Below are 24798 nucleotides of genomic sequence, written 5' to 3'. Positions count from 1 at the left end.
AGCCAACAAACGGGAACATATGCCGAACTCAGGCCGCGATTCCCTGGGATTTATTGCGACTGCCCAACAGCCAGAATACGTATGCGGCGCCAACCAATAAGCCCAGTGGGATAAACTGCCAGCCCCGATCCGCCAGTCTCCAGCCCACGAGCGTATCCCAATTATCCCAGAGACTGGCCGCTGTGAACATCATGCTCGTGACGAACACCCCGAGACACGCAAAGGTGAAAGTTCTGGGGCGCCAGCGGACGAGGCAGATCGCAGCCGTTAAATTACTCAAACCCATTGCCAACAGGTAAAGGGCCAACATTGGCGATGCTGCGCGATAGCTTTCTGCAGCCTCTAGATGTTGGTGGGCAACGAGCGTGTTATAGAATGAGCCTGTTTTGCCCAAGGCCATTGAGATAGCGTGTGCAAAGCCGCAGAGATGAAAGATGCCGTAGGCCGCAGTCACACCACCAACGCTCCAGCGACCAATTTTAACAACTATATTCATCGGCTTCACCCTTTCCTTGGTCGCGGCCCAGAGACATCCCAGGGCAAATTCGAATGACTCCCGTCCGGAATCGATGAACTTAAATTCCTCCAGCATCGCGTCCCCCCACATCTTTCGAGAGTCTGGAAGTATTCGGGTGGCCAGAAAGATCAATGTTGAAGACAGGCTCATGCGATGGCTTCTTTTGACCCGGCCTTTGATACATGAGCGATCGCACTGCCAGCAGATGCGGTTACCTCACCAGCACTCGTTAGCCGGTACGCATGACGTGGTGGGCGGCCCGGCTTTGCAGCAGGGCGCCATTCCGCCTCAAGCAGCCCTTGATCGTGAAGCCTGATCAATAGTGGATAAAGCGTGCCAGATTTAAGCCCGGTTTCTTTCGACAGGTCATATCCATAGCGCCAAGCCTGTGGCTGGATCATAAGTGCCGAAAGAACCGCACGGGTCTGATGTGAGATATTGGGTGCTCTCGTCATTCTCATAATCTACATATGTAGATTATAGAGTCAAGCCGTTTAACGTCTAGCGCAAGCCATGGCAAGATCCGCTTTTCTTTTGAGGCCCGACTGATGGTAAGGCTGCCGGTTTCGAGATTTTCGCCCCCCACTGAAGGTGAGCTCGTACCCACGCGTGAATATTATCTTCAGCTCTTTAGGGGGGCTAGCAGCCTGACGCTCAGTGGTTTTTCGTCCTCAAACAGTCAAACCCAGTTGTATGCCATTATGACTACTATTTCTTTGCCGGTTGCGGCAGGGTTTGCGCATGGGCGGTCACATTCGGACCAGCCAGGTTCTCAGCGAGATAGCCGGTCGCGTTGATGACGACTTCATTGGCGACCGAATCCAATTCGGGGGATTTCGTGGAAGACACGCCCCCCAGCATCAAGCCGTTCGAATAGCCGCCGCCACCAAACGACCAGTTGGAGCGCTCGCTCGACACCTGGAAGGTCTTGGACAAGGCCACCTCGGAGGTGTGGGCGTCGATCACGCGAATATCGATCGTGAGGTCTGCGTGCTTCTTTGTCTTCTTGAAAGCGCCGACCACCGGGATGATGCCGCCCGCCAGGTTGTTGGAATTCGTCTGCGAGCTGACGGAGGTGATCGTGCCGGTGACCAGATAATCAACCGGCCTTGCCTTGAATTCGATGCCAGCGTCCTCGGCGGCTTTTTTCAGGCTTTCAATATCGCCTCGATCCTGCACTTTGAAACAACCCGTCGTGTTCAGGGCCGTGGTGAGCGCGCTTGCCGTGCCAGCGCCGAGCTGGCTCAGATCAACGAGGTCGTTCCCTTGCGCCATCTGAGCCATTGCCATCAGACCTGACATCTTGCCGTTAGAATCGCCGGACATCGCGCTACAGGCCGACGCCTTGCAATCGATTCTGCCAATCAGCACTGACGCTGCTGGGGCTTCGCAGTGGGGAACGAGAGCGCGAATGTCCACCTCCTTCACCGTCGTTTGTGCAAAGGCTGAACCCGCCATAAGCATGCCGATTGAGGTCGAAAGAAAAGCACTGGTCTTACGCATTTTGTCACCCGGAATAGTAGCAGTTGAGTAGAAAGCCCAATTTAAAGGACTTCACTTTGTTGTAAAGAATAATCTATAGTTAAGGGATTGTTTATAAATAATATATTGTAAATTTAACGGTAATATTAGACCTTTGGGGACGCGTTCTAATATTCATCGACAATGCAACGCGATTGTCGAGGGCCACATTTGAGTGCCTCAAACATAAGGAGTTTAACGGCAAAAAAAATGGGACCCCAAGAGGCGCCAATAGGGTAGCGCCTCCTGAAGTCCCATCTGCCGCATTGGGTGTACCGGGGAAAGGTAAGCCAACGGACCTTAGAGCAAGTGCGTGTGCACTTACATCTTGTAGTTAAAGCCGACCATAAATTGGCGACCATTCTTGTAGAAGCTGGTCGGCGCAATCGTGACCGAAGAGAACTGATAATAGGTCTCGTCGAGCAGGTTCAGCCCCTTGGCGTAGAAGGAGATGCGGTCATTGATGTCGTAGCTGGCGGACAGATCGACCTGTGTGTAAGAATCGGTGAAGTCCTTGGAACCCTTACGACCGATCGCCGTGAAGTACTTCGTACGGTAGCTGTAGCTCAGACGAGCCTGCCACGGACCCTTCTCATAGTAAGGAATGACGTTGACCGTATACTTGGACAGATACGGCATATAGTATTCCTTGGTGCCGGTATTCGCCTCTGCATAGGTTACGTTGGTCGAAATTCCGAAACCCCAGGCGATGTCGGTTTGCGCTTGCAATGCCAGGCCATGAACCTTGGCATTTTGCGCGTTGAACGGCGAGCTAACGGCGTAGGTCGTCATCTTGCCTTCAGTTACGTTGTAGAGCGAAAGATCGTCCGTCTTCGTGATAATGTAGGACGAAATGTCACGGAAGAAGCTTTCAGCCGACAGCAGACCGCCTTTGCCGAAGTAATACTCAACCGAGCCTTCAAGGTTCAGCGACCGGTATGGATCCAGATAAGGGTTGCCGCCACCGCCTGTCAGCTTTTGATCGTCGAGAGTAAACGAACCAGCCAGTTGGCCGTAGCGGGGGCGGGCCATGACCTTGGCGGCACCGGCCTTCAGCAGAAGGTTGTCGGACAGATCGTAAACCAGGTTCACCGAAGGCAGAATGTCGGTATAGTCCTGAACAACCGACTGGGGCGTAAACGTGGCGCCATTGTCGCTGGAGGACCAATAGTCCGACTGATCACGCGTTTTTACGACTCGTACACCCATGTTACCGTGGGCCTTGCCGTCAGAGAAATTTACCTGGCCATAGGCTGCGGCGTTGGTTTCGTTGACATTGAACATGGCGCCGTAGTTATCGCCCTGGTCCTTGTAGACGCCGCCATTGAGCATCGACACCACGCCTTCGCGGGTCATGGTGGCGAACTGCGTGGCATTGCCTGAAGCGCCTAGGCCACTGAACAGGTTCGCTGGCGACAGCGTCCAGTCATAATCCGACAGATCGGTTTCTTGCTGCAGATAGATGGCGCTGCCGTGGCTCCATGAGCCATTGTCGTGGTCAGAGTATTTCAGACCAAACAAAACCTTGTTGAACAAACCTTCGCGGGTATAGGCCGCGTCGACCTGACCATACTTCTCCTGGTCGGTATATTTTTCGTAAGCGATGCCGCCGATCTGGGTATAATAACCCTTCACGCCGTTGACCGTCATATCGCGCAGATCACCCTTGAAGAAGGTGGTCGGATCCGACGGATCGGACGTGTAGTTTACGTTGGTGTGATTTTGATCGAAGCCGAAGGTGAAGCCGGCATCCGTCTGGAAGCTGGCGAGATATTCAGGGTTCTTACCACCAGTCGCCTTTGTCCAACCCGCGTTACCCGAAAGCTTCCAGGCGCCCAGATTGATCTTGCCCGCCAGATTGATGCTGTCGGTCAGGACCTGTGTCTTGCGCAGGTTGGTATCGAGTTGGGCGTTGGGGTCGTAGCTCGTGGCAGCGGTCGGGTTGGCCGGGTTGAAGTGCACGTAAGGCGTAGCGCCGACCGTTGCACCGGTTACAATGCCGTTGCCGACCGAGATGTCGTACGCACGGTTACCAGCCCAGCTTGCGACCGAATATTCGGACTGGCTGAAGTTGGTGTAGTCACCGTCAATATGCAGCGCCGTCAGCGTGACCTCAGAGTCATCGCTGGGCTTCCACTGAACGGCAACGTTCAGGCCCTTGCGTTCGCGTGTCTGGTCGAAGTAAGCAAAGTTCATACAGCACGGCATACGCGCAGCGTTCATCTCCGCGTAGGAGGCGGGTGTCGGCGCGGCGCCATTGATGTTCGGGCCGGTCACGGCCGTGATCTTGCCGCTCGAGTCCTTGGTGGTCGCGAAGCTGCCGTCGAGATCCCCACCGGTGCTGTAACCGAAATATTCAATGCCGGCACGATAGAGGTTTTGCTTGTCGTAGGTGGCCGCCACAAGCACGCCGAAGTTATGCGCGTCGTTCTTCCAGCTGTAGAGTACGGAACCGCGGGCATTGCCCTTTTCCGAACGGTCATTGTACTCGTAGCCGGCTGAAGCCGAGAGCGTTCCCGAGCGCAGATCCAGGGGCTTGCGCGTTTCGATCATCACGGTGCCGCCGAGCGAACCTTCGTCGATCCAGGCTTCCGGGCTCTTGTAGGCCTTCGCCTGACCGATGATTTCCGGCGCCAGCATGGCATAGTTGAACGTACGTCCGGTGATGTCGTTGGGGTTGCCACCCCAGTCGGCCGAGGCGATGGCGTGTCCGTCGATGAAGATACGATTCAGAGCCGGATCGGTGCCGTGAATCGAAACCTTTTCACCTTCACCAAACTGACGGTCGACCGCAAAGCCGGGCAAGTGCGAGAGCGATTCAGCGACGTTCGTGTCCGGGAACTTGCCAACATCCTCGGCTGTGATCACGTCGACGATAGCATCCGTTGTCTTTTTGGCCTTGATGGAGTTCTGAAGGCTGTGGCGGATACCCGTCACCACCACTTCGGTCGCCGCATCGGCAGAACCGGCAGCCTCTTGCGCCATTGCTCCACCGCCGACGAGAATACTCGTGAGCGCTGTTGTAACCAGCACGCATTGTTTGTAATTCATATGGATTCCCCTAACTGTATTTGGCGATTCAAATACATGTATTAGATTCAATTTTGTTGAATAAATTGACGCGTTGCTTGCAATATAGCCAATTTACAATAAATAATGACGCAATTGCAACAATTTGTCACAATACTCTCACAATTCTTGCTGTCAACGCCATTTAAAAAAATTGGTTTATTTAATCAATGATACGATATGACCAATTTATTAGGCTACAGTATACGATCACCGGTTATTCCCTCAAGATGTATATTTTAATTATATAATTCAATAATTTATGATTTTTAAATGCACCATTATGCGACAATACCACGCGACCGTGGCTGTGGTATTTTTCGCACAAGGCTCCATATTTCGCATTTTTCCTATCACTTATGAAATATAAGTCCGTGACAAGTCGCCAAACCTGTGTTGCCAAATACACTATTGGCCATACAAATTACTTATGAAATGCCCCTTACAAAGCATCCCTTAGGTCAACACCAACAACATGCCAATAAGGCGCGTATTTATATATGAAAATTTGTCATGCTGTTTTTTGCTGCGGCTCGGAAGATTTGCGCCCATCACGGCATACTCGACATAAGAAATATCCTTTATGCCCTTGAATTATAATATATATAAATAAGTAAATATAAACTTGCGAAGCAAAGATGGTGGCGATAGCGCGCCAATACCATGGGCCTCAATAGTTATGATATGTATTTTCTCAGCCGCAACCTGCTATGAGGTTCTCCATGCATAATCCATCCACCTCAACACAGGCTTCGTACGCCCAACAACGAATCGTCATCGTCGGGGGCGGCACGGCCGGCTGGATGTCTGCGGCCCTCATCTCAAAAGTGACCGGAGGCGCGCTCGGCAGCCTTACGCTGGTTGAGTCGGAACAGATCGGGACGATTGGCGTCGGTGAAGCGACTATACCCTATATTCTGGACTTCAACCGGCTGCTTGGGATCGATGAAGCCGATTTCATGCGCGAAACCAAAGCGACGTTCAAACTCGGTATCGAGTTTCGCGACTGGACACGTCTTGACCACAGCTACATCCATCCGTTCGGCACCATTGGAGCGCCGATCGGACGCACTGCCTTCCAGCATCATCTGACCCGGCGCCGGCTTGCTGGCCACAATGAAACCTTTGAGGACTATTCATTAACGTGCATGGCCGCGCGCCATAACCGGTTTGCGCACCCTAAACGCGATGGATCCGTATTGTCCACACTCGGCTACGCGTACCACTTCGACGCCGGCCTTTACGCCGCTTACCTGCGACGTTTCGCCGAAGCGAGAGGCGTGGTCCGCAGCGAAGGAAAAATCAAACATATTGAGCAGAATCCGGACACCGGCTTCATAACGAGGCTTGAGCTTGAAAATGGCGCCTCGATCGAAGGAGATCTCTTCATCGATTGTTCCGGCCTCTCCGCCCTGCTGATCGAAAAAACCTTGAAAAGCGGCTTCATAGACTGGAGCGCTTTTCTGCCTTGCGATAGCGCAGCCTTCGTCCCCAGCGCACGTAGCGAACCTTTCACACCGTACACGCGCTCGACCGCGCGCAGCGCCGGCTGGCAATGGCGCATTCCCCTAGCGCACCGCACCGGCAATGGCCACGTCTTCGCCTCCCCCTTCATGAGCGATGACGAGGCCGCGGGCACCTTGTTGGCCAATCTCGATGGTGAGGCACTGGCAGAACCCAGATTTGTCCGCTTCAAGACAGGCCGCAGGAAAACCTTCTGGAACAAGAACGTCATTGCGATCGGACTTTCCGGAGGCTTCCTGGAGCCACTCGAATCCACTAGCATCCACTTGATCCATTCGGGCCTGATCAAGCTACTCGATCTATGGCCGGACACGCATTTCAACCCTCTGACGGCAGAACAGTACAATCGTGCGGTCGCGGCCGAATACGATGCGATCCGTGACTTCCTCATCCTGCATTACAAGGCAACGGAACGCGACGATTCAGCCTTCTGGCGCTATTGCCGCACAATGGAGATACCGGACAGCCTGACCTACAAACTTGATCAGTTTAGAGCAACGTCACGCATAGTGCTCACACGCGGCGACTTGTTCCAGGCTTCAAGCTGGCTGGCCGTTATGCTGGGGCAAAACATAATCCCCACCGATTACGACCCGATGGCCCGCCTCGTCAGCGAGGCGGTGGCTGACCAGCACTTCAACACGATGCGCGATACGATACGCGGCGCTGTCCTGGAGATACCGCCCTATACGCCGGCTTAGACCCCCGATATAGCGACACGAAATCGCCCGCGTCACGTGTCGGGTCGGCTTGGCTCGACGTTCAATCTTGAGGGGGTTTTTCACCGCACGAACGATCGTGCAACTCGATTCGAGTCTCGTGGAAACCATACTGAACTGAACCACAGCTGTGTTCATCGCCATGCCTTGGGGCGGACAGCCTTTGATGGCATTTAAGGTCGCAAGATACTGGTGAAAGACATTGGGATCAGCGGGTGAGACAGCACACAAAAGAAGCAGAGCTCACCCGCATTCGAGGCTGTTACCAGAGCCTCGATAAACAGAAACGACGAGACGCTGACTGGCAGGAAGAAGCTCAGACAACATCCGAACCATAGATCATTGGGCTTAAACAATAGACATGCTGATGATGCGAAACTAGCCCTGGAGATGAGGCCCAGCGACCACACCCAGCCCCGCGTCGAAATGTTTGAGATCCGCGCCGAAAGTCCGCAATTTATCCACCGTCGTTAGGAATAAGTTACCATGTTCGCGTGCCTTTTAATTACCAGGTGCCGGCTGTGATGTCGGACTTGAAGGAACATGCGAGTGTTCATAAAAAATAGTGGACGCCCCCCCATCGCCTACGTTGGAATGCCTATCCTCACGCCGGAAAAGAACTTCAATACCCAAACAACCTGGTCAGGGAATCCGGGAAATCCGCCTTGCCACTAGGCACATCTGGTAGGCGGGAATAGATTCGATGCCGAGTTAACCTGGCTTTCTAACGATTGGGCGATTGCAGCGCCACCTCCCGCGACAAGCGCCAGAATTCAACGCACCTCGCAAATTGCCATTTAAATATAGAGACTTATGGCTGCAGCACCTCAACACCAGTCCAAGCACCTCTCGCTCCGGTAGCGCAAGCCTTTGATCTGTAAGGATTACCGAGCCTAAAATAACCCACGGACCTCTCGTCCTTTTATCCTGCACACGCCAAAAACCGTGAAAGCATCCGGAATCGACACCCAAAAGGGAGATTCAAATTGTCTCGAACGAAGTTCCTCTGCGATGAATGAGGTTCTCTGATGGTGGGAAAACAATCTGAGAACGAGGCATGCCAACCCCACTGGCCCGTACATACTACGTGTTAGCAGCAACGCGGCCTCATCCCTTCAACCGGCCTGCTTAAGCGGCGCTTCTCCAACGAAGACCAGGAAGCGCGCCCTCACCCTGAGACGAGACCAGCCTGGTATCAAGGTCTCGTCTTCTACCCGCAAACATGGGATCATCACAGACCTCCGTTTCCGCCAGCCGATGCAGTTCGGCATACCGCGAAAAGAGGGCTGATCTTGCCGCCTCGGCGCTGAAGAACAGAACACTGGTGACGCTGGCATTACCGGATCATGTGCGAAAGTCTGACGGGGTTGAGCGCGCAGAGAGCACCTGACGCTGTTCGCCCCCTTCGGCGCAAAAGTGCATCTGACCTTGAATTAAACCGACATGTGCAAGGGTATCGACGGGCGTGCCCCTGAGCGGGTTTGGAACGCTTCTGAAGGCCGGGTGTTTGCGGTTCGGTGGCATAAGAATGCCTTAAATTTCGTGCGGCTTAAGGACCATGTATGGTCTGTGTCAGCATCCGGATTGTTCTTGAAAGCCTTCCTTACAATGCCCAGCTTCTGCATCGTCTGATTTCGGATATCGCCTCGGGTGTCGAGGATCGCGATGGTGATATCGAATGTCAACACGACATCGTCAAGTAGGTTCCGCGCGTGCAGTTTGGCAATTGCTCTGAACAACTCAACGACGGTCAGTTGCGGCTTGGTCTCGACGGGATCATCACCAATACGGTCCGGCTGCGCCTGCAGGTTATACCGCGCGCCGCATTGGCTCCGAGAGCACGCTGCGCAACTTTGTGCAGCGGATTGCCCGAGCCTCTGCCGCGTGAAGACATCCGTATCGACCTTGACCATGAGACCGCTCCGCAACGCGACGACTTGCTCTATTGTCTCACAGAGCGCGTGTACGAGCGGTGCGACTGAATGCAGACCCGACTTCTATCGAACATGGACAACGAGATTGGGGGGCTGACCTTTATCCTGACTCGCTTACAGGCGGGGTGAGATCGTGGATTATTAGAAAGACAGGCCACGACTTTTAAGCAGTTGAGCTCGACAACATGCGGCGGATACAATGGCTTGTAAGGCTCAGACATGAACCCGAAAAAAGTGTGCACATGGCTTGGCCCGGTCTTTGCATCATACCGTTTTCCTTATCGTTTGTGTGCCAAAGGCCTGCCTGTGCTGACATGTGATCTTATCCGCGTCGAAAACCTTTCTCCTTGTGACCAGACTATCTGGCAGAATATGATCGACGCCACCGAAGCCTTTCAGTCACCGGTCCAGTCTCCGGCCTTTATCCGCGCCGTGGCGTTGGTGCGCGATGATGTCTTCATCGCCGTCTATCGCCGCGATGGCGAGACCATAGGCTTCCTGCCGCACCATCGCCGCCCCAACCGCTTCGCCCGCCCGGTCGGCGCACCCTTTGCCGATTACAGCGCCCTGATCACCTTCCCTGACACCGACCTCAAGGCCCGCGACGCCCTGGCCGCCGCTCGCATAGACCGCTACCAGGCTATCGGTCTGATTGATCCTTATGGCGTTTTTGGTGACGTTGACGGTACGGACGATGTGGGATACGGCATCGACCTCGGCAGCGGCGAACCCATCAATACCGTTACCAAAAAGCACAGCAAGAACATCAACCGCCACCGCCGCAACCTGATTGCGGCGCACGGCGAGATCACCTTCCGACTGAGCGAATTCGATCGCGAGCACTACGAGAGAATGCTTAACCTCAAGCGTAGGCAACTCGCCCAGAACGGGCTGCATAATTTCCTCGATGCGCCTTGGGCCTCAAGCCTCCTCGAACAGTTGTTCGACGCTCCGCGCGAAGACTTGCACGGATCGCTGCTGGTCATGATGGTCGGCGATGCGCCAGTCATGTTCCATTATGGCCTGCGCTACGGCGATCGCATGCACCCGTGGGTGTCCAGCTTCGATCCGGCCTTTGGCGAGTTTTCACCCGGCCAGATATTCCTGTGCGACGCCCCCGCTGTGCTCAAGGCCGCCGGCGTGCGCTATTACGATCTTTCTACCGGCCAGACCCACTACAAATCCTCATTCTGCAACACGCAGTTTCCAGTCCGCCATGCCCGCATCTATGGCGGCTCGGCCAGCGCACATTTGAGCGAACGTCTGGCGCACCTGACCAGTCATGTGCAAAAATCGATGGACCGTTACCGGATTGGTCGCGGCGTGGCCAATGCCTTGACCCGACTGAACCGTCGCGTCGATCAGATCGCCTGCCTCGAACTTGATTTCGCCGGTCGTGCCAAAGGGGTCGCCCATGCCTTCGCCAACGCCCGACGTCGCATCGGAGGCGGTCATACCGACTAGCGGTGCTGGTCGGTAAGGGCTGGCGACGACAGCCACCGCCTGTGCTATCATCCCCGACCTTCCGCCGGAAGAAGCGCCCAATGACAGCAGCGGCTGGGCCTTAGCTGACGCTTGTCCGCGTAAAGGCACGCCAACCTCAGTCGAGCCGATAACGCTTCAGGAACGCCCACATCGCCTCATTATCGACCACCCAGGCATGTTTGCCGCCAACCGTGATGCGACCGACCACGTCAGCATCATTGCGGCAGCCGCTGTAGTGTTCTTCATAGACATCGGCTGTGACCCATTGTGTTGTAGGTGCGACCGTACAGGCGTTGAGCTGCGCCCAGCGCTGCTCGGCGGCATGCATGGTGTATTGCCAATAGCCGGCGCCGCCGCCCTCGATCGGGTTGACCGTATCCTTGTCGCCGGCAAAGGCGATGACCGGCACAGGACGCGTTGGCTGGCAGGTAGTCGGATCGGGCCGCGCCTTGTCAACCGCCAGCGGATTGCCGGCGCGCAAACCTACGACGGGGGCGATGGCCGCGAAGCGATCGGCGGCGACGCAGCCGAGCCACGACGTCATGCGGCCGCCGCCCGACAAGCCCGTGGCGTAGACCTGCGCGCGATTGACGCAGCCTTCCGAGGCCAGCCAGTCAATCGCCGCCTTGATATAGGCGACGTCGTCGGCGTCGTCCGGGCCGGGGATCTTACCCGTGACGGTCGGCACGCCGGGGATGTTCCATACGAAGCCCTTGCCAGCGGGTATACCGCCATCGGGTGCGGCCACGATAAAGCTGTTGTGGTCGGATGTCGCCTCAAGCCTTGAATCTTTCAGCATATCCGCGCCGGTGCCGGTGCTGCCATGAAAGAGAAACAGGATCGGTTGTGGCGTGGCGGCATCGGAATCCTTCGGCAGGTGGATGAGCATAGACCGCCCCGTGCCAGGAATGGCGACAGATTGCGTCTGTCCGGCATGTCTCAGCCCGCACCCTGTCGAGGCATGAGCGACCGTGCCCGATCCAAACCATATCAGCAGCGGTATAATAAGGCGGAGGAGGGGCTGAAATCCCTGAACGTGCAATCGCATGGCCTTGTCTCTCGCTGATGGTCTTATGGCCGTGAATGTAACGCATCCTGAATAGGGCCGGAAGCCGGTAATCTCTTGACCCTGCCTCAGCCCAGGCTCTATGACGACGGTGCCTCCCCTGTCGCTCCAAAGGAAATCCCATGTCGCTCGAACAGCTCGAAGTCCACGAATCTCATGGTGGAAAGCTTGTGGTCTATCGCCACGACAGCGTCGAGACGAAGACCCCGATGACCTTCAGTATCTTTCTGCCGTCACAGGTCGCAGCCGGCGAAAATTTGCCGGTTGTCTGGTATCTGTCAGGCCTGACCTGCACCCACGCCAATGTCACCGAAAAAGGCGACTACCGCCGCGCCTGCGCAGACCTTGGGCTTATTTTCATTGCACCAGACACCTCGCCACGCGGTGAGACCGTTCCCGATGACGCCGCCTACGATTTTGGCCAAGGTGCGGGCTTCTATGTCGACGCCACCGAGGCGCCGTTTGCCGAAAACTACCGGATGTACAGTTATATCACCGAAGAATTGCCGGCACTAATCGCCGCCAACTTCCCTGTCGATATGACCCGCCAGTCGATACTTGGCCATTCCATGGGCGGCCACGGCGCACTCGTCATCGCCCTACGAAATCCGGTCTATCGCGCTGTCTCGGCCTTCTCTCCGATCGTGGCACCGTCGCAGGTGCCATGGGGCGAAAAGGCTTTTACCGGCTACCTGGGGCCTGACCGCGCCACTTGGGCAACTTACGACGCTTGCGCCCTGATCGCCGCCGGTCATCGCGTGCCCGATATCCTCGTTGATCAGGGCTGCTCCGACAGCTTCCTGTCCGGTCAGCTCAAGCCGGAACTTTTACGAGCCGCTTGCGATACCGCCGGACTGCCGCTGACCCTGCGTCTTCAGCCAGGCTATGATCATAGCTATTATTTCATCTCCAGCTTTATGGACGACCATCTGCGCTGGCACGCCGCAAGATTTTAAGTGGCTTTCGCCTCGCGTCGCCGCTTGTGCAGGATGAACTCGGTGTAGCCATTGGGTTGCGCGCGTCCCTGCAAGACCAGATCGCGCGCCGCCTGAAACGCCACACCATCAAAATTCGGCGCCATCGGCCGATACTGCGGGTCGCCGGCGTTCTGGCCATCCACGACCTGCGCCATATACCTCAGGCGGCCCTCGACCTGAGCCTCCGTGATCAGGCCATGGTGCAGCCAGTTGGCGACGTGCTGCGAGGAGATACGCAAGGTGGCCCGGTCTTCCATCAGCCCGACATCGTGAATATCGGGCACCTTGGAACAGCCCACCCCCTGATCGATCCAGCGCACAACATAGCCCAACAGGCCCTGCAGATTGTTGTCAAGTTCCTCGGCGATCTCGTCCGGTGACAGGTTGCGATCGAGCAAGGGCGGGGTCAGGAGCGCGTCGAGCGAGGCGCGCTTGCGTTGCCGGATCTCGACCTGGCGCGCCGTCACATCAACACTGTGATAGTGGACAGCATGCAAGGTCGCAGCCGTCGGCGACGGCACCCAGGCCGTGCTGGCGCCTGACTGCGGATGCGCGATCTTCTGCGTCAGCATGTCCTTCATCCGGTCAGGCGCCGCCCACATGCCCTTGCCGATCTGGGCATATCCCGGCAGACCGCACAGCAAGCCCGCGTCGACATTGGCGTCTTCATAAGCCTTGATCCAGACGGCGTTTTTGATGTCGCCTTTGCGTAGGGTAGGCCCCGCCTCCATCGAGGTGTGGATCTCATCACCCGTGCGATCAAGAAAGCCGGTATTGATGAAGAACACGCGCTGCGAAGCCGCCTTGATGCAGGCCATCAGATTGACGCTGGTGCGGCGCTCTTCGTCCATAATGCCTATTTTCAGCGTACCCGCCGGCAGGCCCAGCACCTCTTCGGCAAAGGCGAAGGTCTCAACGACAAAGGCGACCTCGTCGGGCCCGTGCATCTTCGGCTTGACGATATAGGCCGAACCCGTGCGGCTGTTGCCACCATGATCATGGCGCGCGATCAGGGCAGTGATCATCAGATCGACCAGGCCTTCCGGCACCGGCTGCCCTTCCGCGTCGGTGACCATATCCGTATACATATACAGGCCGACATTGCGTGCCAGCATCAGACTGCGACCATGCAAGGTCAGGGCCTTGCCGTCAGGCGCGATGTAATCACGGTCGGGATTGAGCCGCCGCATCAATGATTGATCGCCTTTGCGGAAGGTCTCGCTCAGGTCGCCCTTCATCAGGCCCAGCCAGTTGGTATAGAGCCCAACCTTGTCCCAGGCATCGACGGCCGCGACGCTGTCCTCCATATCCATGATCGCCGATAAGGCGGCCTCCATGACGATATCGCAAACGCCCGCCGCGTCAGCGCGCCCGACCGGGTGATCCCGGTCGATCAGGATGTCCATGTGCAGACCGTTATGGCGCAACAGGATGGATGCGGGCGCATCGGCGGCGCCGGTAAAACCGGCAAAATGCGAAGGGTGTTGCAGCGTGATTCCGCCATTGGCGATCAGGGCCCCATCGACAACGCTATAGGCCGTGACCTCGGCATGGCTTAAGCCCTTAAGCGGCACAAACTGATCGAGCCAGGCTTTCGCCTGCGCCTGCACCAAAGCGCCGCGCGCTGTATCACATCCTTTTGTTTTGATGGGTGGCGCCAGGGCGTCGGTGCCATAGAGCGCATCATAGAGCGAGCCCCAGCGCGCATTGGCAGCGTTCAGCGCATAGCGCGCATTGGAGACCGGCACGACCAGTTGCGGACCGGCAAGGCGTGAGATTTCATCATCGACATCCTTCGTGGTGACGCTGAAAGCGACCGGCTCCGGCAGCAGATAGCCGATCTCCTGCAAAAACGCCTTATAAGCCACAGGCGCGAAGGGGTTCGCCTTGTGCCAGGCATCAATCTGTTCCTGCAAGCTGTCGCGACAGGTCAGAAGGTCCGCGTTCCGCGCACTGAATGTCGCCAGCAGATCGCTCAGTCCACGCCAAAAAGCCTCTGGCGCAACACCCGAACCCGGCAAGGCATGCGCGATAACAAAGCGATGCAGGGGTTCAGCAACGGAATAGGAACCAATAGAGACGCGGGCCATGAGCCACCTTTGATCTGACGCGGACAGATCTCAAGGTTAGGCCTGACCTGGCCAACCGTCAATTTTTCTGAAAATTATTTCCGTTTTTAGAAATAATTGCCAACACTCTGATTTTACTTTCTTTTCAATTTTCCATCACCAGCGCAAACTATCGGGTGAACGCTCAGGGTTTCGTCGTACAGCCGTCCGACACCGTGACGACGACATTGTTGCGGCTGGTGAGAGTGCGGTCATAGCAGGCGCCATCGCTATCGGTTACGCTGACCTTATGAACAGATGTGCCAGTCGTGGCCTTCGTCCTGTGCGTCTTCGGATCAAGCAGGGCGTGGAGCTTCGGCGCTGTGCTGAGATCTTCGTTTCTTATCCGCACCCGCCCATCGATGCCGGTTTCGCGGATGGTCCGCTTCAGACCCTGATAGAGATCGATATCCTGAAGGCCGTAGTCCTTATGGAAGGTATCGTGGTAGTCGATGGTCAGGGGAAAGGACTCCTCAACCATGCGCGTTTGCACACCGGCTGCGTCCGTCGTTGTGAGGGTGGTCGCAAGGTCTGTCGATTGACGCACGCGCCATATCGCTTGAGTTAGCGAGGTCTCATAGGCCTGATGATTGGACAACCGGCTCGTCTGGTGCAGGCGGGTCGTGACGCGGCCATGCGAGGTCACGACATAGCCTTCGATCACATAGTCACGCGGCAAGGTGGTGGTCATCTGGCCGTTCAGATCGCTGCCCTTCGCCGACATGCGCGCATCGTCAACATTGATTTCTGGCGCTTTCAGCGTGTTCCGGGTCAGGCCGCCAGTCACGACGCTGACGCCTTCGTCGAGCCACGCCATCAGCGTGCCCATGGCATAGACATAGCGGCGCGCGCCCTCGACCTGCAAGGCGATCGTATGTGGCAAGCCGTCATTGAGCGAGGCCGCAAACGGCGTCAGGTCAACGCGGTAGGGCTCGAAATTAAGCGTCTGCACACCCGGTGACGGGAACCACAGATAGGGGTTGATGCCGCCGGTATAGATCCAAGGATAGATCGGCGCCACGCCGGCCGGTGTCCCGTCAATCAGCACCTCGGTCTCGCGCAGGCTGCCGCCGCCGCACAGATTGGCGTCCTTGGTGATGAAACGATCGGAGACGCAACCGTACCAGAATTCATCGTCGCCCTGCGGTTCGGCCATGACATCGAGATAAAGACGCTCGACATTGCGCGGCAGGGTCAGGGTCTTGGTAAGAGCGGGCGCGGCGTTCGTGAGCGACGCCTGACGATCGCTTAAGGGCACAACAAGCTGTGCCGTGGCGGGCGCCGGATTTTGCGCATCTGCCGGATAGAAAAGCAGCCGCGCCGCGCCAAAAAGATGGCCCGTATAGGTGTCATCGACATAGTTGGCGAGGAGGAATTCGCCGCTCTGTGGTGTGGTCAGCAGGCTTGAATAGTCGGTAATGTCGCGTTCGGCATGCCAGACCGGCGCGATATCGCGGCGCGGCTCCATGGTGGTGCCGAGATAGAGATTGACGCCACCCAGATTGATGATGGCCGTGCGGTCGAACTGACGGCCGCGCGTCACGTTGAAATCAGTCTCGATCACGACCTTCGCCCACGGGCCGGGGCAAGCCGCCGGCGGGGCATAGGTCATGGCTACGGGCTGTTCGCCGATAAACTCATGTTTGGCCAAAAGATCGACGACGCACGGCGTCGTGCCGGGTCGGGCCACATAGAGCTCGGCGCTGGCCACCGTATTGGTGCCGATGGGCGCAGGTGGCGGCGCGGCGATCGTCTCAGCGTGCGCCGAGGCGGCCAACGCTGCCAGTAAAGGTGTCAAACGCATAAGCCACATAGCCATCTCCCAAGAGTATAAAAAGGAAATGCGCGCTGACCGGGGAAAGCCAGCGCGCATCCGCACATGATCGTTGAAGCGACTCTGTTAGAGCTTCAGCTTGAAGCTCAGCAGGATCGAACGACCAAGAGGATCATAGGTACCCGTCCATGTGTTCGGGTTGTTAGACGTGCCGTCGACGTTTTGCGAATAGGTGATCGGCGGGGTGATATCGAACAGGTTGTTGATCGACAGGTTGAGTGTCAGGTTCTGGCGCAGACGCATAGAGCCGCTCATGTCGATATAGTCATAGTCCGGCAGCTTGGTGAAGATGGTGTTCTTCGAAGTGCCGTTGTTGCTGACAGCCGGATCGGAGCTATTGCCGCTGAAGGTGGTGCTGCCGATGCGGCGCCAGTTGACTGAAACGGACGACTGGTACCACGGCATTTGCCAGGTAGCGCGCAGGTTATGGCGCCACTTGGGTTGCGGCGCGTAGCAGTGGGGCTCCCCGAAATAGCCGGCACAGTTGATCTTGGGCGTAATGGGCGAATCCTGACCACCGGTAATCGACAGGGCCGTGGCCTGAAAGTTGGTATCGACGCGACCATACTTGCCAATATCGAAATTATAGGTGGCTTGCATGTCAATGCCGCGGTTGTGAAGGCGATTGGTGTTAAGCGTACCGCCCTCGACGTAACCGCCGCCCGTCTTTGTGAACGAACCATCGGTGCCACGGTGGATATACTGGCAGTAATACGAAAAGCCTGTCGTGGCGCAATTGTCGTAGTTCTGAACAGGGTCAAGATATCCAATGAAGTGGTTGATCACAATGTCATAGTAATCGACCGACATCGTCAGGCTTGGCACCTGATGCGGGGTATAGACCAGGCCGTAGGTCAGGGTCTCGGCCTCTTCGGGACGCAGGAGCGGATTGCCGCCGCCGGCGAAGGTATAACACAGGCTGCCGCAATCGGTCAGCGTGCCTGAGCCATACTGCGCTGGCGCGATGCCGACATGGGCGCATTGTTCCGCCGAATACTTAGGCTTAGGCTTCGCGCACTCGTCCGTCAAAGAACCATTGACGCTCAGAATTCTGCCACTGAACAGCTCAGAGACATTCGCGGCGCGTTGGGCATTGTTGAAGGTCGCGCGCACCAGCAGGTCCTTGATCGGGCGGTACTGAAGCTCATATTTCGAAGTGCCCAGAGCTTTGTTTACGTTATCATACTTGGACTGACGGAAGGCGGTATTGAACTCCAGGCTGTAGACGAACGGCTTATCCGAGACGAGCGGAATTTGCAGTTCGCCATAGAATTCCTTAACGCCGTAGTAGCCCGAAACCGTGCTCGGCCAACCCTCGTATTCCTTGGTGACAGCGTCGACTTCGTTGCGCAGGGAATCGCGGCGATATTCGAGGCCGGCGGCCAGGGCCACGCCGTCATTGGCCCACGGGCTTTGGATGCCGTATTGCGTCAGATCACCGTTGATATTGGCGGTGTAGGTCTGCTGCTGCGTGACCGAACCCCATGAATAGTTGCGGTAAGCGTAGTCGTAGAACTTCGGATCAACCTTGTGGTAGCCAAAGATATTGGCCGGCACACACTTCGGGTCATCGTTGGTGGTGATCGCGTCGGCATTCACCAGGCAGGTCGCGGTGCCGTTGACATTGACGACCTGAATGGCGTTGATGAACGACTTCGGATCGACATTGTTGTTGTCCGACAGGGTCGTCTCGACGCGCGAACCGACAAAGCCCACGTCATAGGACCAGCCGTCGGCGATATCGCCGCGGACGCCAAAGGTGTAGCGATAGTCCTGGTTGGTGGCCTTGTTGTCGAGCTCCTTCGAGCCCGGACCGTCCAGCTGATAATTGACCGTGGTCGAGACGGTGGCGGCGGTGCCGGCAGAAGCGCCGCACATGGTCTGGGCCTGAGCCGCTGACAGGTACGGGTTGTTACAGTTCAGACTGACATCCTCGGACATGAGGGCCGGGTAGAACTGCGACGAGCTTTCGTCCTTCATATAAAGGAAGGTGCCGTAGACTTCGGCGTGCTCGTTGAATTTGTAGTGGCCGAAGATACCGCCGGTGAAGCGATCGTCCGAACGCAGGAAGTTGAACTTTTCGCGGGTGTTGATGCCATAGGCGGCGCTGCCCGGCACGAAGGTGTTGCTGCCGTCCATGGCGCCGTAAAGCGTGCGATCATCGGCAGGGGTCGCGCCATGGAAGGTGTAGCGACCATAGGGCGAATAAAGCGAGTTGACCGCGCAGGTCTTGTCCTGCTGGATGCGACAGGCCGAATAGTCGCGCTGCGACCAGGTGACGGCATCCTGATGGCGCTGATCAAGGAAGATGCTGATATTGCCGCGGCCATCGGCGAAATTCTTGCCGGCGGTGATATTGATGTCGGTGCGCTGGCCATCGAAAACGTTCTTCTTAGGCAGGTTGATGCTCGGTACATTCTTGACCAGGGCCTGGATGTCGCTGGCGTCGTTGGCATGCTGATAGCCACCCACGCTGCCATTGATTTCGATGCCGTTGAATTCCTTGTTGAGCGCGAAGTTGACAACGCCGGCGATGGCGTCGGAACCGTAAACCGCCGAGGCGCCGCCCGTCAGGACGTCGACGCGCTTGACCAGCGCGGTCGGGATGATGTTGAGGTCGATCGCCTGAACCGGCAGCAGGCGCTGGCCGTCGAGCAGGACGAGCGAACGCTGCCAGCCGAGGTTGCGCAGGTTGATCTTGGCGCGGCCATCGGAATCCGAACCGTTGGTGAACTGGGTCGAGTCGGCACGGACCTGCGGCAGGCGGTTCAGCGCTTCTTCAAGGTTGAGAACACCCTGATACTCCAGTTCTTTTTTGTCGAGTGAGGTGATCGGGCTGGTCGAGGTGAGGTTCGGACGGCGGATGCGCGTGCCGGTGACCACAACCACTTCGGGCTTGTCCTGGGCGGCGCTGTCCGCCGGTGCGGCGTCCTGAGCGAAAGCTTGCGACGTAAACATGGCGCATGCGGCCATCGAGGTCATAAGACCAATTTTAAAATAGGATCTGTTCATTATGGACATCTGTTATAACTCCCAGGCCCGGGCCAATCCCCCGCCTTCACTAGAGACAACGGATGGCCGAAAGTTTTCCTTGGCGCGAAAACGACTTTTTTGTCATCGAACCGTCAAAAATATGCCTTATGATAGGTTTTGTGACATTTTTATCGCACTGCGGCACGCTAAAAACTTGTCATGCCCTTTATAACTTGAGATCGAAGCTCAGCATAAGGGCGCGGCCGAGGGCATCGTAGGTGCCGGCCCAGGTGTTGGGATTGTTGGTCGTCCCGTCGACATTTGTCGAGGGGGTGATCGGCGGTGTCAGGTCGAACAGATTGTTGACCGAAAGATGGAGGCTCAGATCGCGGCGCAGCCGCAGGCCTGCCGAAACATCCATATAATTGTAGGCTTGCACCTTGGCGAAGAGGGTAGACCGCGCCACGCCGCCATTGACCGCCGGATCATCGCTGTTACCGGCATAGGCCGTGGCACCGATGTGACGCCAGTTCAGCGACAGCGCCGCCTGACGCCACGGCGTGTGCCACGTCAACCGGGCGTTATGTCGCCATTTTGGCTGCGGCGCGTAGCAGTAGGGGCTGCCGAAATAGCCGGCGCAATTGACGCGGATCTCCGCAACCGAGTGCTCAAATGAGGTGGCGCCCTGCCAGGTGCCGATCAGACTGATGTCGGCGCGACCAAAGCGGCCGAGTTCCTGCGCATAGGCGACCTGAACGTCAAGGCCACTATTATAAAGCCGGTAGGTGTTCTGCGTGGCACCGCCGACATAGCCCTTCCCGCTCAATGCACCCGTGAGCGGATCACGATGCACGAACCCGCAGTAATAGCTGAGCCCCCTGGTCAGGCAGGCATTGAAGGCCGAGGGCGGATCGATATAGCCGATAAAGTCGGAGACCACGATCCGGTAATAATCGATCGAGAGCATGGCGCCCGCCTTAGGCGTCCACACTAGGCCGTAGGTCAGGGTCTTGGCCTTTTCGGGCCTTACCAGAGGATTGCCGCCGCCGCCATAGGTCCGGCAGGCATTCGCGCAATCCGTAACATGGCCATATTGCGCCGCTGTGACGCCGGTATAGGCGCATTGAGCTTGCGAAGCGCTGGGGGCAGCACCGGCGCACGGGTCGGTCAGCACGCCGTTGATACTGAAATAGGAGGGCGAGTAGAGTTCGGAGATATTGGGCGCGCGCGTGGCGTTGTTGAGGGTGGCGCGCAGCAGGAGATTTTTCACCGGCCGGTACTGGATGTCATAGCGACTGGTCGGCAGGCTATCGTCCTGATTATCATAGCGCGACAAACGATAGGCCGCATTGATCTCCAGCGCGTACATCAAGGGCCGTTCCGACACCAGCGGCACCTGCACCTCGCCATAGGCTTCGGCGACGCCATAATGCCCACCCACCGTGCTAAGCCAGCCCTCATAGTCGCGTGTCGCCTGGTCCGATTCATGGCGCAGGGAATCGCGCCTGTATTCCAGGCCAAAGGCTGCGGCGACGCCCTTGTCAGCCCAGGGGCTCTGCAGGCCGTAAGATGTCAGGTCGCCGGAGAGTGCGGCGGTATAGACCTGCTGCTGGGTCACGGAGGCCCATGTATAGTGGCTATAGGCGTAGTCGTAGAAGGCCGGACCTACGGTGTGGTAACCGAAGATATTGGCTGGCACGCAATCGGGATCGAGCCCACTCACCTTCGCCAGACAGGTCGGTGCGCCGCCCACATTCACGACCTGAAGGGCACGCGCGAAACGCGTCAGATCGACTTCGTTGTTGTCGGATAAGGAGGTGTAGACGCGAGAGCCAACAAATGTGAGATCATAGCGCCAGACATCGGCAAGATCGCCCTTCATGCCAAACGCGATACGGTAATCCTTGTTGATGGCACGGTTGTCGAGCGGCCGGCTGCCGGGGCCATTGAGCTGGTAGGCGACATCGGTCGCCACGGTGGCGCGGGTGCCCGCATAGGCGCCGCACAGACTCTGCGCCTGAGAGGTCGACATGTAGGGATTGTCGCAGTTAAGATCGACGGTCTGGCGCACCAGTGCTGGATAGAACAGGCTACGCGTACGATCGTCGATGCCGAGCAAACTGGCGTACACCTCCAGCGCTTCCGACCAGCGATAGCGCGTAAACAGTCCGCCACTCAGGCGCTGATCGGGACGTTGAAAGCCAAAGCCCTCGCGCGTGCTATAGGCATAGTCGGCGCTTTTGCTGCCGGGCGCGAACACGCCGCCGCCATCCTTGGCGCCATAATAGACCGCACCATTCATGGGGCCGCCGGCGACGGCGAAACGACCGTATTCAGAATAGATCGTGTTGACCACACAATCCATCCGCCCGCTGCTCTCGATGAGGCGGCAGGCGGAAAAATCTCTATCGCCCCAGGTGATTGCCTGCTGGTCACGGCGTCCGAAGAACACGCTGACATGGCCCCTGCCCTGATCGAAGCTCTTGCCGCCCGACAGGCTGATATCGCTGCGAAAGCCATCAAGAACGTGGGTTTTGGGCAGGGTAATCGCCGGATAGGCCGCCGCCACTGCGCGGATATCACTGGCGTCATTGGTGTGCTGGAAACCGCCATAGCTACCGGTCAGAGCCAGGCCTTCAAAGCTTGTGTCGAGCACGAGATTGACGACGCCCGCCACCGCATCAGAGCCATAGGTCGCCGAGGCGCCGCCGGTCAGCACATCGATGCGGCGCACCAGCGCCTTGGGCACCAGATTGAGATCGATCGCCTCGACCGGCAACAGCCGCTGACCATCGAGCAGGACAAGCGTACGCTGCCAGCCGAGATTGCGCAGATTGACCTTGGCGCGCCCGTCTGTATCGGAGGCATTGGCGAACTGGGTCGAATCCGCCCGCGCCTGCGGCAGGCGGTTAAGGGCTTCTTCGAGATTGAAAACGCCCTGATCAACGAGCTCCTGACGATTCAGACTCACAACCGGACTGGCCGAGGTCAGATTCGGGCGGCGGATGCGCGTGCCCGTGACAATGACCTCCTGCGGCGGTGCGGGATCGGACGGAACCTTCGGGGCGCGCCGTTTGGGCAAGGCGGTCAGTGGCTTGTTAGGTGGCGCCGCCACCACAAGACTATAGACCCCCGGACGAATCTGGACAGCGCGCAGGTCGCTGCCCCACAGCATCAGACGCAGCGCCTTATCCACCTCATAGCGCCCCTGGACAGCCCGCAGGCGCCGCCCGCGTGCCGCCTCTTCGGAGATTAGAACCTGCACATGTGCCTGGCGCCCGAAAGCCGCTGCACCCGTGGCTGCGGCTTGTGCCGGAACGTCGAAGTCAAGCGGGGGGGCGGATTTTTGAGCCAGCGCGATGACTGGCCATGCCAAAAGCATCGCCAGAAGCCCTATCACCCCGAAGCTGACGCGTGGCCACCTCAATGCCTTCCCCCGCCCTCCGCGCTCAAGACGACAAGGCCGAACGGCGGCCTATGTCAATGTGGTCGGCGCGCACAAAAACAGGCGCTCCCAAACTGACTTCGACCGCCCTGGCGAAAGCTTCGGGATCGTTGGCATGAAAAACACCGTACAGTTTTCGGGCCGATAAGGCATGATCGGAAATGACCAGTTGGCGCTGATTGTGACGGTTGAACTGGCTCACCGCATAGGCCAGCGAGTCGCCCGCCAAGTCGATATTGCCCTCGCGCCACGCCAGTTTACGACCGATATCTTCAAGGCCAAGCGCCTGCACGGAGATTACACCCGAGGTCGTCACGGCTTTTTCGCCGGCGGCTACAGACACCGGAGATAGACCGCGCAAAGACGCGCTCACCACACCCTCGCTGACCAGGATTTCTGCGCCGCCTTCCAGGCTGCGAACGGAAAAAGCCGTCGCCTGTGCCTGCAGACGCAGCGCGCCTGCCTCGACGACAAACGGACGGTCCTTGTCAGGCGCGACCTGAAACCACACCTCTCCGGACTCAAGCCGGATGCGCCGCTGTGCCGATCGCATCGAAACGGATATCTGCGAGTCCGTATTGACCGCGACCACCGAGCCCTCGCCAAGCGGAATCTTGCGGATTTCGCCGACAACCGTGGCATAGCTGGCGTCGGGGCGGCCAAGCGCCCAGACACCTGCGCCCGCCGCAACCGCCAGCCCCAACCCGCCCAACAAGACCTGACGCCGATGCGGCGGCCTTTCGGCGGCACGGATCACGACCGGGTGCGGCAGGGTTTCCTCACGCGCCGGCCAGGGCATCTGGTCGAGCATCGCCCAGGCGGCTTCGGCCTGCAAAAACGCGCCGCGTCGCCGGTTATCGTCTTTCATCCACGCTTCAAGGTCGGCCTTCAGCTTCGCATCATTCGGAGAACGGTCGAGGCGTAAAACCCATGAAGCCGCAGCGGCCTCAATGTCGGCTGCGGTTTCGATATCTGTCATTCTTCACCTGTAACCAGTCCGGGCTTTCCGCACCGGTATCGTCTCTCAAGGCCTGCAGGATAAGCCGCATGCCCTTTACACCTTCATTTTCGACCGCACTCTCGGAAATATTGAGCTGTTGCGCGATAAGTTTCTGCGACATGCCGTGCACCTTGCGCAGCTCAAACACCCGACGGCAACGTGATGGCAGGCTGCGGATGACCCGGGCCACCGCCTCCCACTCCCGCCGCGCCGATATGATACGTTCCGGCGACGGATCATCGGACGTCATGTCTAAGCTGTCCATTTCGGCCAGGCCCTCGAACCGGATCACCTTGGCACGCCGCCGCTTGTCGTTGAGTAGATTGCGGGCGGTCAGAAAAAAATAACGGTCGGGACAGACGATGTGGTCAATCCGTTCGAGACCGGCCAGATTGCAGTAGGCTTCCTGGATCAGATCGTCGATCTCGTCCTGATTGACCTTGAGGCGTCGCAACCAGGCGCGCACCGACTTTTCATGCGGCATGATCTCAGCCGCAATCCAGTTCACGATCCTTTTGCGATCAATAGCCATTCAGCTAAGCCGGGTCCCATGCCATTGAAAACTGAGGGTGGCGTACGCTTTAACAACGCCCTTTCTCCCTTAAGCTGGCAGAGTTAGAGCAAAC

15 protein-coding genes are annotated in these 24798 nt (G+C 57.6%); 3 read left to right on the top strand and 12 right to left on the bottom strand.

The window, feature by feature from the left end; all coding sequences use genetic code 11:
- Positions 1–28 precede the first annotated feature (28 nt).
- From B060_RS0114815 to B060_RS0114805, 4 genes are all read right to left on the bottom strand, one after another.
- Positions 29–667 (bottom strand): hypothetical protein, encoded by a 639-nt coding sequence (locus B060_RS0114815; protein ID WP_018082581.1) that lies wholly within the window; start codon positions 665–667, stop codon positions 29–31.
- Entirely contained in the window at positions 664–918 is a 255-nt protein-coding gene (locus B060_RS26590; RefSeq protein WP_236621576.1) for a PadR family transcriptional regulator, read from the bottom strand. Before B060_RS26590 ends, B060_RS0114815 begins: the two co-directional genes overlap by 4 nt.
- A 307-nt stretch (positions 919–1225) precedes the next feature.
- The gene (locus tag B060_RS24715) at positions 1226–2020 is read right to left on the bottom strand and encodes a CsgG/HfaB family protein (RefSeq protein ID WP_018082580.1); all 795 of its coding nucleotides are present in this window, start codon (positions 2018–2020) and stop codon (positions 1226–1228) included.
- 339 nt (positions 2021–2359) lie between these two features.
- On the bottom strand, positions 2360–5089 hold the full coding sequence (locus tag B060_RS0114805) for a TonB-dependent receptor (RefSeq protein WP_026172870.1): 2730 nt from the start codon (positions 5087–5089) through the stop codon (positions 2360–2362).
- 740 nt (positions 5090–5829) lie between these two features.
- Here B060_RS0114805 and B060_RS0114795 point away from each other — a divergent pair.
- Positions 5830–7332, top strand: a complete 1503-nt coding sequence (locus B060_RS0114795) for a tryptophan halogenase family protein (protein ID WP_018082577.1) — start codon at positions 5830–5832, stop codon at positions 7330–7332.
- Positions 7333–8783: 1451 nt separating this feature from the next.
- On the opposite strand, the gene B060_RS0114790 is transcribed toward B060_RS0114795, so the two are convergent.
- Complete coding sequence (locus B060_RS0114790) at positions 8784–9263, bottom strand: hypothetical protein (RefSeq protein WP_018082576.1); 480 nt, start codon at positions 9261–9263, stop codon at positions 8784–8786.
- A 393-nt stretch (positions 9264–9656) separates the two neighbouring features.
- Between B060_RS0114790 and B060_RS0114785 the strand changes: the two genes are divergently transcribed.
- Entirely contained in the window at positions 9657–10748 is a 1092-nt protein-coding gene (locus tag B060_RS0114785) for a GNAT family N-acetyltransferase (RefSeq protein ID WP_236621574.1), read from the top strand.
- Between the two features lie 136 nt (positions 10749–10884).
- On the opposite strand, the gene B060_RS0114780 is transcribed toward B060_RS0114785, so the two are convergent.
- Positions 10885–11658 carry a CE1 family esterase gene (locus tag B060_RS0114780; protein WP_018082574.1) on the bottom strand — a complete coding sequence of 258 codons (774 nt, stop codon included), beginning with the start codon at positions 11656–11658 and terminating at the stop codon, positions 10885–10887.
- Between the two features lie 299 nt (positions 11659–11957).
- On the opposite strand from B060_RS0114780, the gene fghA reads away from it, so the two are divergent.
- The gene (gene fghA / locus B060_RS0114775; protein ID WP_018082573.1) at positions 11958–12791 is read left to right on the top strand and encodes an S-formylglutathione hydrolase; all 834 of its coding nucleotides are present in this window, start codon (positions 11958–11960) and stop codon (positions 12789–12791) included.
- On the opposite strand, the gene B060_RS0114770 is transcribed toward fghA, so the two are convergent.
- The 6 genes from B060_RS0114770 to B060_RS0114745 form a co-directional block, all read right to left on the bottom strand.
- Positions 12788–14902, bottom strand: coding sequence for a malate synthase G (locus B060_RS0114770; RefSeq protein ID WP_018082572.1), 2115 nt, complete (start codon positions 14900–14902; stop codon positions 12788–12790). The genes fghA and B060_RS0114770 overlap by 4 nt on opposite strands.
- 163 nt (positions 14903–15065) lie before the next feature.
- On the bottom strand, positions 15066–16724 hold the full coding sequence (locus tag B060_RS24710; RefSeq protein WP_157405648.1) for a peptide-N4-asparagine amidase: 1659 nt from the start codon (positions 16722–16724) through the stop codon (positions 15066–15068).
- A gap of 96 nt (positions 16725–16820) precedes the next feature.
- The gene (locus tag B060_RS0114760; RefSeq protein ID WP_026172867.1) at positions 16821–19766 is read right to left on the bottom strand and encodes a TonB-dependent receptor domain-containing protein; all 2946 of its coding nucleotides are present in this window, start codon (positions 19764–19766) and stop codon (positions 16821–16823) included.
- A 187-nt stretch (positions 19767–19953) separates the two neighbouring features.
- Positions 19954–23154: a TonB-dependent receptor gene (locus tag B060_RS0114755; RefSeq protein ID WP_155847643.1), complete on the bottom strand. Its 3201-nt coding sequence runs from the start codon at positions 23152–23154 to the stop codon at positions 19954–19956.
- Positions 23155–23176: 22 nt separating this feature from the next.
- On the bottom strand, positions 23177–24151 hold the full coding sequence (locus B060_RS0114750) for a FecR family protein (protein WP_018082568.1): 975 nt from the start codon (positions 24149–24151) through the stop codon (positions 23177–23179).
- Positions 24120–24704: an RNA polymerase sigma factor gene (locus B060_RS0114745; RefSeq protein WP_018082567.1), complete on the bottom strand. Its 585-nt coding sequence runs from the start codon at positions 24702–24704 to the stop codon at positions 24120–24122. Before B060_RS0114745 ends, B060_RS0114750 begins: the two co-directional genes overlap by 32 nt.
- Between the last annotated feature and the right edge of the window lie 94 nt (positions 24705–24798).

Source organism: Asticcacaulis benevestitus DSM 16100 = ATCC BAA-896 (assembly GCF_000376105.1).
GTDB classification, from domain to species: Bacteria; Pseudomonadota; Alphaproteobacteria; order Caulobacterales; family Caulobacteraceae; genus Asticcacaulis; species Asticcacaulis benevestitus.
The sequence above is the reverse complement of the archived record's forward strand: the minus strand, read 5'-3'. Positions and strand labels throughout refer to the sequence as shown.

Coding starts and splice junctions, on each gene's coding strand:
- B060_RS0114815 (WP_018082581.1), bottom strand. CDS start 667: ATGAGCCTGTCTTCAACATTGATCTTTCTGGCCACCCGAATACTTCCA.
- B060_RS26590 (WP_236621576.1), bottom strand. CDS start 918: ATGATCCAGCCACAGGCTTGGCGCTATGGATATGACCTGTCGAAAGAA.
- B060_RS24715 (WP_018082580.1), bottom strand. CDS start 2,020: ATGCGTAAGACCAGTGCTTTTCTTTCGACCTCAATCGGCATGCTTATG.
- B060_RS0114805 (WP_026172870.1), bottom strand. CDS start 5,089: ATGAATTACAAACAATGCGTGCTGGTTACAACAGCGCTCACGAGTATT.
- B060_RS0114795 (WP_018082577.1), top strand. CDS start 5,830: ATGCATAATCCATCCACCTCAACACAGGCTTCGTACGCCCAACAACGA.
- B060_RS0114790 (WP_018082576.1), bottom strand. CDS start 9,263: ATGGTCAAGGTCGATACGGATGTCTTCACGCGGCAGAGGCTCGGGCAA.
- B060_RS0114785 (WP_236621574.1), top strand. CDS start 9,657: ATGATCGACGCCACCGAAGCCTTTCAGTCACCGGTCCAGTCTCCGGCC.
- B060_RS0114780 (WP_018082574.1), bottom strand. CDS start 11,658: ATGCTCATCCACCTGCCGAAGGATTCCGATGCCGCCACGCCACAACCG.
- fghA (WP_018082573.1), top strand. CDS start 11,958: ATGTCGCTCGAACAGCTCGAAGTCCACGAATCTCATGGTGGAAAGCTT.
- B060_RS0114770 (WP_018082572.1), bottom strand. CDS start 14,902: ATGGCCCGCGTCTCTATTGGTTCCTATTCCGTTGCTGAACCCCTGCAT.
- B060_RS24710 (WP_157405648.1), bottom strand. CDS start 16,724: ATGCGTTTGACACCTTTACTGGCAGCGTTGGCCGCCTCGGCGCACGCT.
- B060_RS0114760 (WP_026172867.1), bottom strand. CDS start 19,766: ATGAACAGATCCTATTTTAAAATTGGTCTTATGACCTCGATGGCCGCA.
- B060_RS0114750 (WP_018082568.1), bottom strand. CDS start 24,151: ATGACAGATATCGAAACCGCAGCCGACATTGAGGCCGCTGCGGCTTCA.
- B060_RS0114745 (WP_018082567.1), bottom strand. CDS start 24,704: ATGGCTATTGATCGCAAAAGGATCGTGAACTGGATTGCGGCTGAGATC.